We start from the raw sequence: 18,476 nt of genomic DNA, 5'->3' as shown, positions 1-18,476 counted from the left end.
GCTCGCGCTGTCGCGTCGGCGCTTCCGCTGGGATGCGGCGCGATGTTGGCGCTGTTGAGCGGCTGCGCCCGCCCCGACATGCCCCGCGACGGTGCGGCCTATCGGGTGATACCGGTGGTCGCGCCGGAGGCCGACCGGGAATATGTGCTCGGCGCTGCCGATGTCATCAGCCTGACGGTGCTTAACGAACCCGATCTGAGCCTGAAGGAGGTGCAGATCACCAGTGGCGGCAACATCTCGTTGCCGCTGATCGGGCAGGTAAAGGCAAGTGGCCTGACGACCGACGGACTTGCTCGCGCGATCGCCGACCGGCTGGGACAGCACATGCTCATCAATCCCGATGTGGCGGTCAACCTGACGACCGCCGCGTCGCTGAAGCTGGTTGTCGAGGGCGCCGTCAACAAGCCGGGCATCTACCCGTTGCAGGGCAAGACCAGCCTGCTGGGCGCGATCGCCATGGCGGAGGGAACGACGCGCGTATCGGCATTGGGAGAGGTCGTCATATTGCGGACGATCGACGGCCAGCCGATGGGCGCGGTGTTCGATGTCGGCAAGATCCGCCGGGGCGAAATGCCTGATCCGGAAATGCAGCCCGGCGACACGGTGGTGGTCGGGTTTTCCGCACTCAAGGCCGCATGGCGCGATGTGTTGAGCACCGCGCCGCTGGTCGCAGTCTTTCGACCCTTTCGATAAGCGCGGCACGGCCACGCGCCTGTGCCGATCGGACCCTGATCGGATCTGTTACTGATGCCCACATTTTCAAAGGCTACCCCGGCCACTGCGGCCCGCAGCGATCCGGCCATGGAAGAGTCCTGGCTCTTCTCCGGCACGCAGATCGATCTGGAGGGCGTGCGGCTGGCCCTGATGCGCAACCGCTGGTTCGTCGTGGCGATCTGCTGCGCAGGACTTTTGCTGGGGTTGAGCGTGACGTTGCTCACCACGCCGACCTATCGTGCCGAAGCCAGCCTGCAGATCGACCAGCAGGCGTCGCGCGTGCTCGACGCGCCCGATGTCGAGCCGGTGCAGGCGGTGCAGGACGCGGACCGCTTCCTTCAGACCCAGACCGAAATCCTGCGCAGCCGCACGCTGGCGATCCGCGTTGCCGAGACGCTGGGCCTGTTCAAGGACAGGGCGTTTCTAGACGCCATGCGCGTCAAGTGGAAAGGCAGCGCGCCGGGGCAGGCGGATGCCGAAGTTGCGCTGCGCGAACGGGTTCTGGCGACCTTGCGCGAGCATTTGAACGTGACGCTGCCAGATGGGTCTCGCATCGCCAGGGTGACGTTCGACAGCCCCGATCCCGCCCTGGCCGCAAAGATCGCCAACGCCTTTGCCGATGCGATGATCGCCAGCAACCTGTCCCGCCGGTTCGACACGTCAGGCTATGCCCGGCAATTCCTGCGTGAGCAGCTTCAGCAGGCGAAGGAGCGTCTGGAGGAATCCGAACGGAGCATGGTGGCCTATGCTCGTTCGACCGGCATCATCGATACCGACGCGATCAAATCGGCGAACCAGCAGACGAACAGCACCCCGTCGCTCATCGGGGCGAGCCTGGTCGAGGCCAACGACGCCTTGTCGCAGGCACGGGCAAGGCGGATCGATGCCGAACAGTTCTGGCGCAATGCCCAGGCGGCTCCGGTGATGAACCTGCCCGACGTGCTGTCCAATCCTGTCGTGCAGACCATGATGGAACGGCGCGCCGAACTGGATGCGAGCTATGCCGAGCAGAGTCAGCGCCGGCAGAGCGATCATCCCGACCTGATCCGCCTGCGCGGACAGATCGCCGCGCTCGACCAGCGATTGGCAGGGCTCGCGGCGAATATCCGCGACTCGATCCGCAACCGCTTCCTGACCGCCGAACTGCAGGAACGGCAGATGCAGGCGGAGGTGGATCGGCTGAAGGGTGCGACGCTGACCGAACAGGATCGCTCGATCCGCTACACGATCCTGCGGCGCGAGGTTCGCACCAACCGCGAACTCTATGACGACCTGCTCCAGCGGTTCCGACAGGTGAGCACGGCGGCGGGCGTATCGTCCAACAACATCGCGATCGTCGACGCTGCATCGACGCCCGGCCGACCGGTCGCGCCGCAACTGGGCGTCAATCTCGGGTTGGCGCTGCTGGGATCGCTGATCGTCGCGCTCGGCTTTGTCTATCTGCGTGAGAATCTGGATGATGCCGTGGGTTCCGTCGAACAGACAGAACGCAAGCTCGGCATCACCGGTCTGGGCATGGTACCGCGACTGGAGGCCGGGCTGGTGTTCCGTGAGGAACTGGAAAGGCCCCATTCGCCCTTGAGCGAAGCGATCCACGCGATCCGCTCCACCGTCGAATTGTCGGACAGTGCCGGGCCCCCACGGACGACCTTCGTCACCAGTTGCGGCAAGGGCGAGGGCAAAACCAGCATCGCCTATGCCCTGGCACGGGATTTCGCGCAGACCGGTCGCCGGGTGCTGCTGATCGATGCCGATATGCGCCGCCCTTCGATGCACAAGCTCTTCGGGCTGGAAAACCGGAACGGACTGGTCGACCTGCTCCGGCGCGAGGCGGAGATCGCCGATGTCGTGCACCCCACGACGATCCTCAACCTGACATTCATCGCGACCGGCGGATCAGCGGCCAACCCGGCCGAGTTGCTGGCGATGGGCACGCTGCCCTGGCTGGTTGGACAGTTTGAGGAACAATACGACCTTGTGCTGTTCGATGGTCCCCCCGTGCTGGGGCTGGCCGATGCGCCCAGCATCGCCGCCCATGTCGATGCCACGCTATTCGTAGTGGATAGCAGCAAGGTCAACCGCCGCACCATCCGCGCTGCTCTCCGCCGCCTGCGCCTGAGCCGCGCGGCCCTGCGCGGCATCATCCTAAACCGGGTCGAGGTGCAGGCGTTCGGCTATGGCTATGGCTATGCCTATTATAATTACAGCCATGACGACGCCCCTCGCAAGCGATGGTGGCGTCGATGATGCGATCGCTGCGCGCCTTTCGCGCCGATCCGTTGCGCGTTGCGATCTTGCTGACGGTGATGGCGGGGGCGGTGCTGATCCTCGTTCAGACCTTGCGCTTGCTGTCCGATCGCACGGACCCACGGCAGCGGCTGGCGGTCTCGCTCTATGACCAGGCGGCGCTGCGGGACCTTGCGCTCGCCGAACGCGCGACCGGGCACGGGGACTCGGCCGACGCGCTGGCCGAATTGAGCGGCAGACTGGGCTGGCGAGACAGGGAGACGCAGCGACTGTTGATCGACGCCGCGATCCGACGCGGCGACGATGGAGCGGCGATGCGCCACGTCGATGCGCTGCTGCGGCGCAGGCCCGCGCTCGAACCTGCCTTGCTTCCGGCGCTGCACGCGGCCGCGGTGGACGGGACCGGGCGAACCGCCCTGCTGCTGCATCTGAAGGCCCGGCCGGCATGGCGCACCGCCTTCTTCCAGCGGATCGACGCGATCCCGCCCGCTTTGCGCGATGCGCACGAGGCCCTGCTCGAGGTGTTGGCACGGCAGGGACAGCTCGATCGGACAGGCGAACTGGTACCCTATGTCCAGGCCCTGGCCGCGACGGGGGAGGCGGCGCGTGCGCGCAACTTCTGGCTGCGGTTGACCGGGGCGGAGCAGGGGGCGGTGCTCGATCCGGATTTCGAACGGCTTCGTCTGGACAGGACGGCGGACCGGATCGTGCCGTTCGAATGGACCACGCGGCGCCAGCCGGGCGCGGACATGCGCCTGGTCTCGGGGGCAGGGGGCCGTTCGCTCGTTGTCGGTGTCGACCGATCGGCTTTCGGCGCGCTGCTGTTTCAGCAACTGGTGCTTGGGCCGGGGCGCTATCGCTTGATCACTGTCACCCCATCCCATCAGGTGATGGGACTTGGCGTGCTCCGCTGGACGCTGCGGTGCCTGCCCGGCGGCACCATGGTGGCGATGGCGGGGGCACCGGAGACGTTTGGCTGGCGCGAGGATTTCGCGGTGCCGGCGGACGGCTGCACGACGCAGATCGTGGCGCTGGAAGCGCGGCGTGCCGATGGTCCGTCATACAGCGAGGCGCGCTTCGACCGTATCACGATCACGCCGGTCGGGGGGGCTGGGCGTTGACGTCCCACGACCGTTCGACCGGTAGCAGTCAACTCGTCCTGCGCGCGGCGGTGCTCCTGGTCTTCGCGCTGCTGTTCGGTGGTGGGGGCAGCGGCCACCCTGTCGCGGAACTGGCCATCGAGGCGGTGGCACTGACGATACTGGCATCGCTCGTGCTGCGGCCATTGCCATCGCGTTCGCCGGGGGCTGCCCTGCCTCTGGTGCTGCTGATGCTCGTCGCGGTGCTGATCGTCGTGCAACTCGTGCCTTTGAATCCCGGTTGTTGGCGCGCTCTGCCGGGGCGGTCGCTGGCCGCCGTCATCGCCGATCGCGTGGGATTGAGTGATCGAGCCTACCCGATCAGCCTCGATCCCGCGGCGACGCGACGCTCGTTGGCCGCATTGCTGCCCGCCGCCGCGATGCTGACGCTGGTCATCCATATGGACCTGCGGCAGCGGACCCTGCTTGCCTGCATCGCGATCGGTTGCGCGCTGGCCAGTCTGATGCTGGCCGTGGTGCAGCTTGTGGCGGCCGGAGCATGGGGGACCATCTATCCCGAAGGCCATGTCGGCTATGCCACCGGCCTGTTCGCCAATCGCAATCATCAGGCGGCGTTCCTGCTGGTCGCGACCGCTCTGACCGGCGCTTTGCCGCGATCGCGTTCGATGGGTGCGTTTCTGCCGCTATCGCTGGCGGTGGCGCTTGGGGCGGGAGTGATCGCCACCACGTCGCGCGCCGGGTTGGTATTGCTGCCGATCGCGCTGTTGCCGGTGTTGCTGCGCCAGTGGCTCGTCCGCTGGTGGTGGATGGTGCCGTTGTCGGGCGTGGCGGTGATCGCTGCGGTATCGCTGGCACGGCATAATACGGTCATCGCGCGGGTGGTCGAGCGGTTGCACAGCGGCAATCTCGAGCGTTTCCGCTTCTGGGGCGATAGCTGGACGGCGATCACGCGCTCTTGGCCGGTCGGGTCCGGCTTCGGCACATTCGAGACCATCTTTCGGTCGGTCGAACCGCTTGATCATGTGGGGCTGCATTACGTCAATCACGCGCATAATGAATATCTCGAACTGATGCTCGAAGGCGGTTTGCCAGCCATGCTGCTGCTGCTGCTTGCCGTTGTCTGGGCGCTCAGGCGCTGCATCGCCATTTCCCGGCTTGGCCGGGATGCCAGGCGGCTGGCCTGGGCGTCGGCAGCCGGATTGCTGGTCCTGCTGCTCCATTCGCTGGTTGATTATCCGACGCGGATTCTCGCGATCCAGTTGCTGGCCGCGATGCTGGCCGGCTTCCTTACCAAGCCTGCGCCGTCACTGCCCATGATGGGCCAGTCCATCCCTCGGTTTCGGGCGGGCTTCCTTCCATTGATCGACAAGGCCGGTTTCCGATGATCTCTCAACCGATGGCGCATGCGCTGCGTCGTATTCCCTTGCCCGTGCTGGCGCACCAACTGCGCCGAAAGTTGCGCGATCATGTCGTGCCCCTGGCGCCCCGCCATTATGCCGGCCGGCTTGCGCGATGGACCGATGCCACGCCGGAATTGCCACAACCATGCGTGCTGGATGCAGGCCTTGCCGACTTGATCGGTCGCTACTATCGGGTCGATGCAGCGGCCCGCGCCGAAGCGGCGCGCGGCGTCTTCCGTCTGATGGGGCGGCAGGTCGATTTCGGTGGTATGGCCGACATCGACTGGCGGCACTGCCTGCCCGAGGAGAAGGATCATCATCTCTGGCGCATGAAGCTGTGCCAGCTCGAAGTGATGCATTCTCTGCTGGCGGAGGGTGATGCCGACGATGCGCAGACCGCGCTTGCCCTGCTTGACATGTTCGAACGGGCGACGGGGTTCGATCTTCCTGCGCCGTTCCAGACGATCTGGTCGCCCTATGGCGCATCGCACCGCATTCTAGCCCTATTGAGCGGCGTCGCCTTGGCACAAGCGCGGGGCAAGGCCGATCCGCAGCTCCATGGCCGGGTCGCCGGGCTGCTGCGCCGCGACGCGGCATTCGTCCGCGCCAATGTCGAACATGACCTGCGCAACAACCATACCGAGCGTAACCTGGCGGCGCTGTGTCTCTATGGCATGGCATGCGGCGGCTATGGCGGGGCGGCAAACCGGCGTCTGGATCGTGAGGTCGCGGCGATCATTGCCCAGACCATTTTGCCCGATGGCATGCAGATCGAACGATCGGCGATGTATCAGGGGCTGAGCGTGATGGCGTTGCGCATTTTTGCGGCCACGACTTTCCTGCAAGCGGAAACAAGGGCTTTAGCGCGGATTCGTGGCGACGCCGCGGCTCGCGCGTGGGCGTTGCTTTCGCATCGGGACGGCGAGATCGTGTTGTTCAACGACGCGTGGATGGGCGAGGTGCCGCCGGTGGCCAGCGTGCTGGGCGACGTTTCCCGAACGGGCGGCAGTTCGTCGTTACCCGATGCGGGCTATGCGCACCTTGCCCATGGTATGATCGATGTGTGGATGGACGCGGGGGCGATCGGGCCTGCGTGGAATCCGGGGCATGGTCATGCCGATTTCCTCGCGCTCGAACTGGATGTCGCTGGGGAGCGCCTGTTCGTCGATCCGGGTACGTCGCAATATTCGACCGGTCCGCGGCGTGCCCATGAGCGGTCGGCCGCCAGCCATAATGGTCCCTGTTTCGACGGAGCCGAACCCGTCGACTATCTGGGCTGTTTCAAGGTCGGTCGCCTCGCCGCCGCGCGGCCGCTCGACCCGGGCGAGCTGGCGGGACTGCCCGATCACACGATCGGCGGCGTATTGCGGACCGGGGCGGGCAAGGTCCGTCGGCTGGTCACGCCATTGCCGGACGGGGCGCTGCTGATTGCGGATGGCTGGTCGCCCGGACCGGCCCCGGCCCGATCACGGTTCCTGATTCCGGCCGATTGGCAGATCACGGTGGAGAACGCCCTGCTCCTTCGTCTGCGCAAAGGCGCGACCGTGGTCTGGCTGGATATTGTGGAGGGGGCGGCCGTACTCGCGCCGCCGGATCATTGGTCCCGCCACTATATGGCGCTCGAGCGGGCGCAGGTGCTGGACATCCTGCCGGTCGGCCATGACGATTGGCGGTTCGGCATCATGCGGCTCCGCACCACGCCGTCTGCCGTGGGAGAACGGATCGAGACACTGCAACTGCTACGCGAGCGGGTGCGCGAGGGGCTATGACCATCAACGCTGCTTTCGCATGGACGTCGCTCAACCTGTGGATCGAGCGCGCCGTCGGGATTGCGCCGGATGCCCTTCACGCCTTTGTCGGCGTGCTGCTGCTCGTGCTGTTCCATCTGCTGGTGCGGCGCCCGTCACTGCGCTGGCCGTGGTTCGGTGTCCTGATCTTCGAACTGATCAACGAGGCGCTTGACATGTCTCGCCCGGCCGGAGCCACGGAAAGCGATATGGCTGCGTCCCTGCACGACCTGTGCGTCACCCTGTTCCTGCCGAGCGTGCTGTTGCTGCTTTGGCCGCTGCTGGTGCGGGCCAGTCTGCGCGAACCGGTGGAGCGTCCGCTGCCCTCCGCCACGGCGGATGCGCGATGAGGCTGGCCGCAACCTTCATCCTGCACGCGTTCCAGATCGGATATCCGGCGTTCATCACCTGGCTGGCCGCTGCGATGGCCAGTCAGGCGATCGGGTCGGAAGTCGTCTTCTATCTCGGGCTGGGATCGCTGATCCTGGTCGGGCTGGAATATGGCTTTCGCTATTCGGGCGCGCGCGAAATATCGCTGGCGCTGGGCAATCCCCCGCGCATCGCGGCACTGATCGCCGCCATCCTGCTGATCCAGACGGTGCTGCTGCTGATCACGCTGCTGGTCGCCGGAGGGGCGATGAGCATTTCCGTGCCGGCGATCGGCATTGGCCCGGCGATGTGCGTGCTGGTGTTCATGATCATGAACGGCATCATCCCGACCTGGATATTCATCGCACTGTCGTTGCAGAAGGCGTTTCTGGTCTACACCGCGCCGGTGCGGCTGATCGGCCTCGCCGCCGCGGTGACGGCGGGGCATTTCCATAGTCTGGACGGCCTGTTCCTGTCGCAATGCATCGCCATGTTCGCAATCCATGTCGCCGGGCTGACGCTGTTGTGGCGCAAGGGCTATCTTGAGCGTGTATTGCCGCTTCGCCTCGCCATCGCGTTGCTGCGTGACGGGCGCGACGTTTTCGTGATGAAGCTGGGCGTGTTCTCCTACACCAGCGCCGGCGTGCTGGTCCTGGGGATCGTCCAGTCCCCCGAAATGGTCGGCGCGTTCGGTCTTTGCCAGCGGCTGGTGACGGCGCTGCAGCAGGCGTCGGCACCATTGTTCATGTCGGCCTATCCGTTAAGCATTCGCCATGTCGCGGGAGAGAAGGGGCTGGCGAACAGCCTTTTGCGGCTGAACGGCGGCGCATTGCTGTCCTCGCTGGCGATGAGCCTGGGGATCGCTATCGGCGGTACGTCGCTGTTGCGGTTGATCCAACTCGATCATTATGCCGGTATTCTCGACTGCATCCGCATCATGGCGCCCTTGCCCATGTTGCTGGGAATATCGACCTTCCTCGTCAACAATGCCGTCCTGGCCGCCAAGCGCGATGACATCGTTCGAACGGTCACGCTGGTGTGCGGCGGCATCGGCATTCCTGGCTATTTCGTGATGTCGCAACACTATGGCCTGATCGGCACGGCGATCACGCTGACCGCTATCGAGGGCTGCGTGGCGCTGACCTATTCGATCATCTGCCTGCGAGCGGGTCTCCTTCCCCCCTTGCTTTACTGGAGGTGCCGCCATGAAAATTAGCGTCGTGACGCCGACCCTCGCGCTGGACGATTTCCTGACCGAAGCCCGGCAATCGGTCGCGCGGCAGGATAGCGATTGCGAGATCGAGCATCTGATTGCCGTCGACGACCGCCATGTCGTGCTTCCCCCCGACGAGATCACGGGGCGGCTGGTGACCCGCTTCTTCCACAATCGGCGGGGGAAGGGCCCCGGCGGCGCGCGGAACAGCGGGCTGGATCAGGCGACCGGTTCGATCATCTTCTTCCTCGACGCCGATGACATATGGCCCGTCGACTATATCCGGCGTGTCGTTGCGGTCTATGCGGCTCATCCAGCGATCGATTGCGTTTCGGTTGCGGGTCTGAGCTTCGGCGAGGCAATCGAACGGCCAAGGCTGACCATTCCCGCGCTGCCAAGCGGGATCATTCCCCGCACGACGATGGCATGGAATCCGATCGGTGGGCCCAGTGGGTTCAGTTATCGCCGCAATGCCGTGACCGAGGCCGTCCGCTTCCAGGACGCGATCTATTTCCAGGATATTCTCTTCTATCTCGACCTGTTGCGGCAGGGGTGCGTCTTCTGGCGCGAGACGGGCGTGTATTATTGGTACAGGCGTTCACCGGGGCAACTGATCTCCACCATCGCCATCGACAAGGTGCGCGCCTCGCGGATACTGGTCGAGCAGTCGATCGCAAAATGGTGTAACGTCGGCCTGACGCGGTGGGAGGCGGCAGTGGCCCATGTCCAGATCCAGCGCCTGAGCGCCAATCGCGAACGCCGCCGGGACTGGCGCAATACGTTACTTCTGGTGGCGATGGAACCGGGCTGGGCCATCGCGCAAATTCGACGGCAGTTGGAGAATCGTCGGCTGGCTCGAGGTCAACTGCGGGCGCGTTGACCATGCCCGTCCGGGCGGGATGCGGCAAGGGAGCGGGAGGGCCGATCAGGCCGGCCCGGGGATGATCCATCGGGCTGGAAACGTCGCCCCAGCGCGGGCTCGGGCCTGAAGCGGCTCCTGCTGCGCACTACCACCGGGAGATCCCAGCCTGGGCTGGGATGACGTTCGGGTTCAAAGGTGATGGATCGGGCTCCAGGCCGCCATGTCCGGACGAACGTACTTACGCGTTGCCATGCGCTTCCGCTCGTTTAGCACCGATATATTCAGGAAATTCCCCGTCAGTCCTGCGATCAAGCGTCTAAGTGCTCACAATCGCTGGTGACCCATACGGACAGAAAACAGTGACGTTGATCTGGCCCCCGTTTCACCGGACGGGTTCAAGCGGTTGCAGAAACCAGTGCGCGATGCTCGCGCGGCGAACGCATTTTGAGCCCTGAATGGGGGTGGTTGTCGTTGTAGTCCTCGATCCATCCGGCAAGCGATGTCAACGCGGTGAGTGCGTCCGGCAGCGGCGAGACGCGGACGTAATCCCGTTTGAGGGTATGGACGAAGGCCTCCGAGATGCCGTTGGACTGCGGGCTGCGGACGGGGGTGAAGCAGGGTTTGAGGCCCAGCTGCCGGGCAAAGGTCCGTGTTTCGCAGGCGGTATAGGCCGAACCGTTGTCCGACAGCATCTCGACCGGTGTCGTCGCGCGCATGGTGCCGAAGCGGGTTTCCACGGCTTCCAGCATGATGTCGCGCACGTCCGAGCCGCTGATGCCGGCATTGGCAACCGCGCGCCACGAGATGATCTCGCGGTCATGGGCGTCGATGATGAAGGCACCGCGCACGACCTCACCGTTCCAGCAGGTGAACTCGAAGCCGTCGGAGCACCAGCGCAGGTTCGAGCGGATCGTCACTACGACGCCGTCATGCCCATAGTCGGCTCGCTCGGCGTAGCGCCGCGCCAGCAGCAGGCGGTCCGCCGCCATGATGCGGTAGACGCGCTTGTGGTTGACCGGCGCAAGTCCTTCGGCGCGCCGCTGCCGATTGAGGACCGCCGCGATGCGGCGGTAGCCGTATGTTGGCCGTTGCGCGGCGATCTGGCGAATGCAGGGCAGCAGATCCGTGTCGTCGGCCTTGGCGTACGGCCCGCGCGTCCTGGTGGTTCCCGTCAGGCGGTCGTACACCGTCGAACGCCCGACCCCGAGCGTGCTGGCGACCAGGCTCACCGGATAGTCTCCGGCAGCGGCGAGTGCATGAGCAAGCTCGCTTTTTTTGGGCGCGAGCGCTCCAGCGCCTCCTTCAGTATCTCGACCTCCAGCGTCTTGCGCCCGAGCTGGCGCTCCAGTTCGCGGATGCGGGTTTCCATCTCGCGGACCTGCCGGTTGCTGGTCACGTCGTCGTCGCCGGCAACTGCAACGCTCCCGCCTTCCAGCATCAGCCGCCGCCAACGGTACAGCAGGTTCGGCGCCACGCCGTTGCGGCGCGCCACCACCGATATGCTCTCCCGACCATCGAGCGTCTCCTCGACGATCCTCAGCTTCTCGGGCGTGCTCCAGTGACGGCGACGACCGCCGTCGGTGATGATCTCGGACACGGACATAAGCCTATGCTCAGGGGATAGCCCCAAGCCTCCTTCCTAGGCTCAAATCCGTCCGGTCGAAATGGGGGCCAGTTCAGACGTGCTCCCCTGAAACTCCGGCAGTTTGAGCTAGAGTCCGCCTTCGTGAGGAGACGGACGTGAAGAAGACTAGGTTCAGCGAGGAGCAGATCATCGCGGTGCTGCGCGAGCAGGAGGCCGGGATGAAGACCGCCGACGTTTGCCGCAAGCACGGCATCAGCAGCGCGACGCTGTATGCGTGGAAGGCGAAGTATGGCGGCATGGATGTGTCGCAGGCACGCAAGCTGAAGGTGCTCGAGGAGGAGAACGGCCGGCTCAAACGACTGCTGGCTGATGCCATGCTGGACAACGCCGTGCTGAAGGAGGTGGCGGGAAAAAACTGGTGAAGCCCGCCGCTCAGCGGAAGGCTGTCGAGCATGCTCGGCAGCTGTTCGGCATCAGCGAGCGTCGGGCCTGTACCATCTTCGGTGTCGATCGAACGTCGGTGCGCTACGCCCCGGCGTAGTGATGATGGCGACCTGCGGTCGCGGTTGTGCGAGATCGCGGCGGAGCGTCGCCGCTTCGGCTACCGTCGGCTGGGGATCATGCTGGCCCGCGAGGGGCTGGTCATGAACCACAAGAAGCTGCTGCGGCCGTACCGCGAGGAGAACCTGCGGGTCAGACGCCGGCGTGGCCGCAAGCGAGCGATGGGCACCCGAGCGCCCATGGTGCTGCCGTAAGGTCCGAACCAGCGGTGGAGCCTCGACTTCGTCAGCGACACGCTGATCAGCGGCCGGCGCATCCGTATCCTGGCGGTGGTCGACGACTTCACGCGGGAATGCCTGGCGCTGGTGGCCGACACCTCGCTGTCAGGCGCGCGTGTCGCTCGTGAGCTCGACGCCATCATCGCCGTCAGGGCCGTGCCGCTGCTGATGATCGTGAGCGACAACGGCACCGAGCTGACCAGCATAGCGATCCTGAGATGGACGCAGGAGCGCCCGGTCGAGTGGCACTACATCGCGCCGGGTAAGCCGCAACAGAACGGCTACGTCGAGAGCTTCAACGGTCGTCTGCGCGACGAATGCCTCAACGAGACGCTGTTCGTGTCGCTAGGCCATGCCCGCTCGGTGCTGCGGCTCTGGCGCGACGACTACAACCATGTGCGGCCGCATAGCGGTGTTGGTGGGCTGACGCCCGCCGATGCTGCCAGGCGGGTTGTGCAACATCGCCCCGAGGGGCACCATACCAACCCCGGACTCCAGTTATGACTGGAGGAGCTTTGGGGAGCACGTCAGATGCTCTCGCTTGACGACGCCCGACCTGGCTACGCGCGGGTGCTACGATGGGCCATGGATGACTGAGAACGGCACGTCGCGATGCAACCATCGTCCGTCACTCAGAACGAACAGCGCGCTGATCCAGGGGCAGGACCCATTGATCTGCGGTACGTCGATCGGCGTCGTCTACGCGATCACCCTACTCGGCCATTCGCTACGCGTGCCGTTCTAGGCGCACTGTATTTGGGCGCTCGAGCATGAGCAGGCCTTCAGCGCATTGACCGGAGCCCGGGCCTGAGACGGGCCTGACCCGCCCGTCTCTATTGTCCCACCGCGACGTTGGGCGATCACTCCCTCGGCAGTTGCCAGGTCAGCGGCTGCGTGGCGAACCCATCCACCGTTCTGCCGCCTGCATCCCGAGCCGGCGCGTACGGGCCAGTGGTGGGGGGATGACCGCCTAAACCACAAAAAATCCGTTTCGGAGGTGACACTTTTGTTGCGACGCCCGTCAAAGCCAGTGGAGGCCGTCAGTCCGGCGGCATGGGGTGGGCAAGATGCAGGACACATTCAACGTCAAACGTAGCATGATGGCCTTTTGGCTGGCGACGGCGGGGGTGGCGATGGGGACGCCAGCCCATGCGGCAGCGGGCCAGGTGATGTTCCATGTGCCGGCGGGGTCGCTCGACAATGTGCTGACCGAGATCGCGGCACAGGCGGGCCGCCGGATCACCTTCGATCCGGCGACCGTCCGCGGCAAGTCGGCACCGGCCGTCAACGGTTCCATGGCACCGGATAGCGCGGCACGCATGGCGCTGGATGGCAGCGGTTTGATGTTGAAGACGACGGCTGGCGGCGAATGGCTGGTGGTTCCGATCCCCGGAGCCGACGGTGGCGGCAAGCTGCTCTCGACGGTGCGGGTCACGGCCGCCGGTGCCGGTGTCGCAGCGGGCGGGACACCGGCGGGTGCCAACGGAAGCAGCGATCCGATCGCGACCGAGGGCACGCGCAGCTATACGACCAACGCCACGACCATCGCTTCCAAGACGCCGCTGGCGCTGAAGGATACGCCGCAGGCGGTTTCGGTGCTGACGCGTACGCAGATCGACGATCGCGTCATCAACAGCTTCACCGATGGCCTCGATGCTTTGCCGGGCGTGTCGTCCGTACAGACCGCGCAGGGGCCGAACTTCTTCTCGCGCGGCTTCCAGATCAACAATGTGCAGATCGACGGCGGGTCGCCGATCTTCATCGGGGCGACCGGCAACGGCAACTTCACATCCAACTATTCCGTACTCGACGATCTGTCGATCTACGACAGCGTCGCCATCCAGCGCGGCGCGGCGGGGACGTTCACCGGGGTCGGATCGCCCGGCGGTTCGATCGGCCTGGAGCGCAAGCGGCCGCTCGACCATCGCATGTTGGACATCACCGTGCAGGGCGGCTCGTACAACCAGCTTCGCACCGTGGTCGACGCCTCCTCCCCGGAATGGCTGGGTGGTCTGGTGAAGGCGCGGACGGTGGTGACGGGCGAACGCAACGAGTATTTCTATGACAATGCCTCGCGCCGGTTCCTGCAAGGCTATGTGAATGTGGAGGTCACGCCGTCGACCGCGACGACGATCAACCTGGGCGGCAAGATCAGCACCAGCCGCGATACGCCCTTCTGGGGCTTGCCGACCAACGCCGATGGCAAGCTGCTCGACCTGCCGCGCGGCACCTGCCTGTGCACGCCGTGGAGCCGCACCAACACGAACACGCGCGAAGTGTTCGCGCAATTGCGGCAAAAGCTGTTCGACAAGTGGGATCTGCGCCTGAACGGGCAGATCACGTGGCAGGACATCAACTTCAATACGTTCGCCTTCACCCCGACCTTCGGGAAGATCGGCGTAAGGCCGGGTGTCGTGAACGAGGGAACGGCGACCGCCTTTCGGGCCAAGAGGCGCTCGGACCAGTATCTGCTCGACGGCTATGTGCACGGCACATTTTCGATCGGCCAGGTGGCGTTCGACCTGACGACCGGCGCAAATTATCAGTTGATCCGCCAGAGCCTGGCCGACATCTCGGGTTTCTTCGCCTATCGGAACTATGTCATCATCCCGTTCGATGCGGCCCGGTTTCCGCAGCCTGCGGCGTCCGATTACAGCCTGGACTACCAGACCGCCTATCCGCAGGATCAGCAGATTCAATATGGTGCCTACGCCACGCTGCGCATCTCACCCTGGTCCTGGGCACATCTGACGATCGCGGAGCGGTATTCAGGTTACAGGACGGCGGTCAAGACCGCTACTTATTATGGCCAGGGCGTCGCGCCCGATATCTCTACGAACACGACCAGCACCAGCAACCTGGCCTACCCGAATGTCGGGCTGGTACTGGACGTCACCAAGACCGTCTCCTTCTACGCGTAATTACAACACGATCTTCGACCATTTCAATTACTATCAGGCCGACGGAAATCCGGTGAAGCCGCTGACCGGCGCCAATGCGGAGGTCGGCATGAAGGAAGCGCTGGCGAACGGCACGCTGAACCTGTCGCAGTCCATCTTCTACATCCGTAGCCGCAATACGCCGGTCTTCGATCCGTCGGGCCGTTATTCGCAGAATCCGACGACCGGATCCCAATGCTGCTACCTGACGGATGGCACCGAAAACCGGAGCAAGGGCTTCGAATTCCAGGTGCAGGGCGCGTTGACCCGCAGTCTGAACCTCGACGCGTCCTATACCTATACGCATTCCAGCCAGAAGGCGGGCACCGTCCTGACGACGGCGAGCCTGGTCCCGCTGCAGCAGCAGGTGCCCGATCATCTCTTGAAGGCGTTCGCGACGTGGCGCGTTCCCGTCCTGAACAACAGGCTGATCGTCGGACTTGGCGGCCATGTCGAAAGCAGCGTCGCTCCTTATGCGAGGTTGCAGACCTATGATCGGCCGACGAGGAAGTTCAAGACGACCTATGTCTACACGCCGCGCGACGGATACGCGACTGTCGACGCGATGCTGAAGTTCATGATCCAGCCCCGCTTGTCGCTTCAGGCGAATGTGACCAACCTGTTCGACAGGAAATATTATTCGACCGTGATGGCGAGCATGGGCAGCTATTACGGTCAACCGCGCACCGCGCTGTTGACGCTGCGCGGATCGTTCTGAAGATGTTCGCGTCCGTTGCCGAAGTGCCGGTCCCGACGCTTTCGGAAGCGCGGGGCTGGCGTCTCGACAGCCGATCGCTGGCGGCGGCGATCGCCATGACGGCGGAGCGGCACGTCCTGCCCAACGGCCTGACCGTCCTGTTGCAACCCGATCGCACGACCGCGCTGGTCCATGTCTGCGTCGGCTACCGCGTCGGGGCGATGGAGGAGGGAAGGGGACAGACCGGGCTGTCGCATTTCCTGGAACATATGATGTTCAGCGGTACGCGGGCGCTGCCGGGAAGCTATGTCACGCGAATGCTCGATGCGGGGGCCGTCTCGGTCAATGCCATGACCGAGCCGGACCAGACGCGCTACGTCCAGACGATCCCTGCGCATCTGCTGGAATATGTGCTGTTCGCCGAGGCGGATCGCATGGCGAACTTCGCCGACAGCCTCGATCCCGACATCATCGAGCGGGAGCGGAGCGTGATCCTGGAGGAAAAGCGCGAGAACGAAGCCCGGCCGCTCGGCAAGGTGTTCGAGTGGCTGGCGGACGGGATGCTCCCCGCCGGTCACCCCTATAAGCATCCCGTCATCGGCCATGTCGCGGATATCGAAGCGGTCACCGCCCAGACGCTCCGCGACTGGCACCGGACCCATTATGGTCCGGCGAACGCGGTGGTCGTGGTCACCGGGGCGATCGACCGTGCCGAAACGCTGGACATGGTGACGCGCTATTTTGCCGGGATCGCCCCGGTGCCGTCCGCCCCGAGGCGGTTGGCCCGGTTCGATGCCATGCCGCGCGAGAGCGTCTTGCGCGTGGCGGACAGGATCCAGCGGCCCGGCCTGTTCTACCAGGCATGGTCCACGCCCTCCATCGTCACCAGTGCGCGGGACCATGTCGCGCTGGCCATGGCGGGGGAATTGCTGGGCAACGGCCGCTCCAGCCTGCTCCACCAGCGTTTCGCGACGGGTGATGCGCCGATCGCGTCGAGCATCGACATATCGGTGGTCAAAGGCCGCGCATCGGGCATGTTCGTGATATCCGCCGAACTGCGCGCGGCACCCGTCGCGGATATTGCCGATTTGCTCGACGGCGCCGTCGCCGACTTCGTGTCGAGCCCGCTGCCCGCCGATCGGCTGGAGGCCTTGCGCGTGCGGATGCTGTCCGACCGGATGCGGGATATGGAATCCTTCGAACGGCGCGCGGGCGCCCTGGTGGAAGGCGAACTGCTCCACGGCGACGCGGACTGGTTCCATCGTGAAGTGCGGCTGATCAGGGAGCTCGAAGACGAGGATATTCGCGGCGCGGCCCGGCGCTGGCTGGGGCGCGATCGCTTCGTTCTGATGGTCGATCAGGTGCGGCCGGGCACCGTGGCGGAGCAAGTGCCCCTGTCCGCACCGGCCATCGCGGATCCGGCGGCGGCGATGATCCATGCGCCCGATTATCATGAGGTGCGGCTGCGATGCGGAGCCCGCCTGCGGCTGGCGCGCCGCGTCGGCGATCCGCGCTTCCATCTCCGCGCGATCGGGCGCGGCGGCACGGCCTTCGAGCCGCACGGACTGGAGGGGATCGCGCAGGTGATCGCGTCGGGCATGGCGATCGGTGCGGGCGGGGACGATGCCGCCGCGCTGGCCGATCGTGCGTCGGGCGCGGGGCTGAAGGTCGCCGCCCGCGCCATGCTCGACCGGTCGACCATCGACATCAGCGGGTTGCGGCCAGCGTTGCCGAGTGCGCTGGCATTGCTCGCCGACCTGCTGAGCGCGCCGCGCTTCGGATCGGACGATCAGGTGACCATGGTCGCCACGCTGGCGGCCAATGCGCGCGGGCGCGCGGGCACCCCCGCCGCGCTGGCCTATGCCCTTGCCAATGCGTGCGTCCTGGGCGCTGACCACCGACTGGCGGGTGCCATGCCCGCAGCCACCGATATCGACCAGCGGCTGACGATGGCGGATATGCGGCACTTCCATGGCTTTGCATGGCAGCCCGAGGAAACGCTTCTGCTTCTCGCGGCGGACATGGATATGGAGGAGGCAACCGCGCTGGCGGAGGCGATACTGGCGTCCTGGGCCGGGTCGGAATCATTCTCTCCGCCGACACGGCTCGATCTCGCGCCGGTCCGGTCGGGTATCCGCATCATCGACGCGCCGGGGCGCGAGTCCGCGCGCGTGTCGCTCTACTGGCGGTCGCCCCATCGACTGGAGGAGGACGAACTGCTTCGCTTCGCCTGTCTGGGCCATGCGCTGGCCGGTGACTTCGGCGCGCGCGCGGGTTTGCGGCTGCGGGAGGAACTGGGATGGACCTATGGCGTCCAGGGGCAGGTCGGTGAACTGGTCCCCCGCCATGGGCCCGGCTATGGTGTCGTCCATACCGAAGTGAAACCTGCGCTGGCTGGGCCCGCCTTGCGCGAGTTGCGCACGATCGTCGACGGTCTTCGTGGCAGTCACCCCGTGCGGGCATCGGAGATCGAGGCGTTCAGGCGATCGGAGCGACAGCGTCTGGCGCGGCTCAACGAAAAGGCCGTCGACACGGTCAACGCGCTGCAATCGGGTCATGATCACGATTATCGGGGGCCGGACGATTGGTATCGCTATCGCGATCGTGTCGAGGCGCTGACGCCGGATGAACTGGCGGCGGCGGCGATCCCGCTATTGCCGGAGCCGGATGCGCTGGTCTGTATGATGACAGGCGAGGCGCGTGCCATTGCCGCTTCCGTCGCGGAGGCGGGGCTGTCCGATCTGGTCGTCGCGGAGCCCTTGGCATGAAGGCGTCGGGCAGCAC

General features: G+C 65.4%; 12 protein-coding genes and 1 pseudogene. 12 read left to right on the top strand and 1 reads right to left on the bottom strand.

Annotation, left to right across the window (positions count from 1 at the left end):
• Nucleotides 1-42 precede the first annotated feature (42 nt).
• The 8 genes from QE379_RS13305 (at nt 43) to QE379_RS13270 (ending at nt 9,710) form a co-directional block, all read left to right on the top strand.
• Entirely contained in the window at nt 43-693 is a 651-nt protein-coding gene (locus QE379_RS13305) for a polysaccharide biosynthesis/export family protein (protein WP_307001128.1), read from the top strand.
• A 108-nt stretch (nt 694-801) separates the two neighbouring features.
• Nucleotides 802-2,961 carry a polysaccharide biosynthesis tyrosine autokinase gene (locus QE379_RS13300; protein ID WP_307001126.1) on the top strand — a complete coding sequence of 720 codons (2,160 nt, stop codon included), beginning with the start codon at nt 802-804 and terminating at the stop codon, nt 2,959-2,961.
• Nucleotides 2,958-4,082, top strand: coding sequence for a hypothetical protein (locus QE379_RS13295; RefSeq protein WP_307001124.1), 1,125 nt, complete (start codon nt 2,958-2,960; stop codon nt 4,080-4,082). Before QE379_RS13300 ends, QE379_RS13295 begins: the two co-directional genes overlap by 4 nt.
• A complete protein-coding gene (locus QE379_RS13290) occupies nt 4,079-5,446 on the top strand; it encodes an O-antigen ligase (RefSeq protein ID WP_307001122.1) in 1,368 nt (455 codons plus the stop codon). Before QE379_RS13295 ends, QE379_RS13290 begins: the two co-directional genes overlap by 4 nt.
• A 188-nt stretch (nt 5,447-5,634) precedes the next feature.
• Nucleotides 5,635-7,230: a heparinase II/III family protein gene (locus QE379_RS13285; protein ID WP_307001120.1), complete on the top strand. Its 1,596-nt coding sequence runs from the start codon at nt 5,635-5,637 to the stop codon at nt 7,228-7,230.
• The gene (locus tag QE379_RS13280; RefSeq protein WP_307001117.1) at nt 7,227-7,598 is read left to right on the top strand and encodes a hypothetical protein; all 372 of its coding nucleotides are present in this window, start codon (nt 7,227-7,229) and stop codon (nt 7,596-7,598) included. Before QE379_RS13285 ends, QE379_RS13280 begins: the two co-directional genes overlap by 4 nt.
• The gene (locus tag QE379_RS13275) at nt 7,595-8,833 is read left to right on the top strand and encodes a lipopolysaccharide biosynthesis protein (RefSeq protein WP_307001115.1); all 1,239 of its coding nucleotides are present in this window, start codon (nt 7,595-7,597) and stop codon (nt 8,831-8,833) included. Before QE379_RS13280 ends, QE379_RS13275 begins: the two co-directional genes overlap by 4 nt.
• 4 nt (nt 8,834-8,837) lie before the next feature.
• On the top strand, nt 8,838-9,710 hold the full coding sequence (locus QE379_RS13270) for a glycosyltransferase family 2 protein (RefSeq protein WP_307001112.1): 873 nt from the start codon (nt 8,838-8,840) through the stop codon (nt 9,708-9,710).
• Between the two features lie 377 nt (nt 9,711-10,087).
• On the opposite strand, the gene QE379_RS13265 is transcribed toward QE379_RS13270, so the two are convergent.
• Nucleotides 10,088-11,295, bottom strand: a protein-coding gene (locus tag QE379_RS13265; protein ID WP_307000024.1) for an IS3 family transposase whose coding sequence is annotated in 2 segments (ribosomal slippage) — nt 10,088-10,971 and nt 10,971-11,295 — 1,209 coding nt in all. Because the reading frame shifts where the segments join, the coding sequence is not laid out codon by codon here.
• 137 nt (nt 11,296-11,432) lie between these two features.
• Here QE379_RS13265 and QE379_RS13260 point away from each other — a divergent pair.
• The 4 genes and pseudogenes from QE379_RS13260 to QE379_RS13245 all read left to right on the top strand — a co-directional run bounded on the left by QE379_RS13260 (nt 11,433) and on the right by QE379_RS13245 (nt 18,460).
• Nucleotides 11,433-12,560 (top strand): annotated as a pseudogene (locus QE379_RS13260) (IS3 family transposase).
• A 593-nt stretch (nt 12,561-13,153) separates the two neighbouring features.
• Nucleotides 13,154-14,977, top strand: a complete 1,824-nt coding sequence (locus QE379_RS13255) for a TonB-dependent receptor (RefSeq protein WP_307001110.1) — start codon at nt 13,154-13,156, stop codon at nt 14,975-14,977.
• Nucleotides 14,928-15,713, top strand: coding sequence for a TonB-dependent receptor domain-containing protein (locus QE379_RS13250; RefSeq protein WP_307001108.1), 786 nt, complete (start codon nt 14,928-14,930; stop codon nt 15,711-15,713). The genes QE379_RS13255 and QE379_RS13250 overlap by 50 nt, the downstream gene beginning before the upstream one ends.
• A 2-nt stretch (nt 15,714-15,715) precedes the next feature.
• Nucleotides 15,716-18,460 carry a pitrilysin family protein gene (locus tag QE379_RS13245; RefSeq protein WP_307001107.1) on the top strand — a complete coding sequence of 915 codons (2,745 nt, stop codon included), beginning with the start codon at nt 15,716-15,718 and terminating at the stop codon, nt 18,458-18,460.
• The last annotated feature ends 16 nt before the right edge of the window (nt 18,461-18,476 follow it).

The sequence above is a fragment of the Sphingomonas sp. SORGH_AS_0879 genome (assembly GCF_030819175.1).
In the GTDB taxonomy this organism is placed as follows: domain Bacteria; phylum Pseudomonadota; class Alphaproteobacteria; order Sphingomonadales; family Sphingomonadaceae; genus Sphingomonas.
This window is presented reverse-complemented; position numbering and strand designations above follow the sequence as displayed.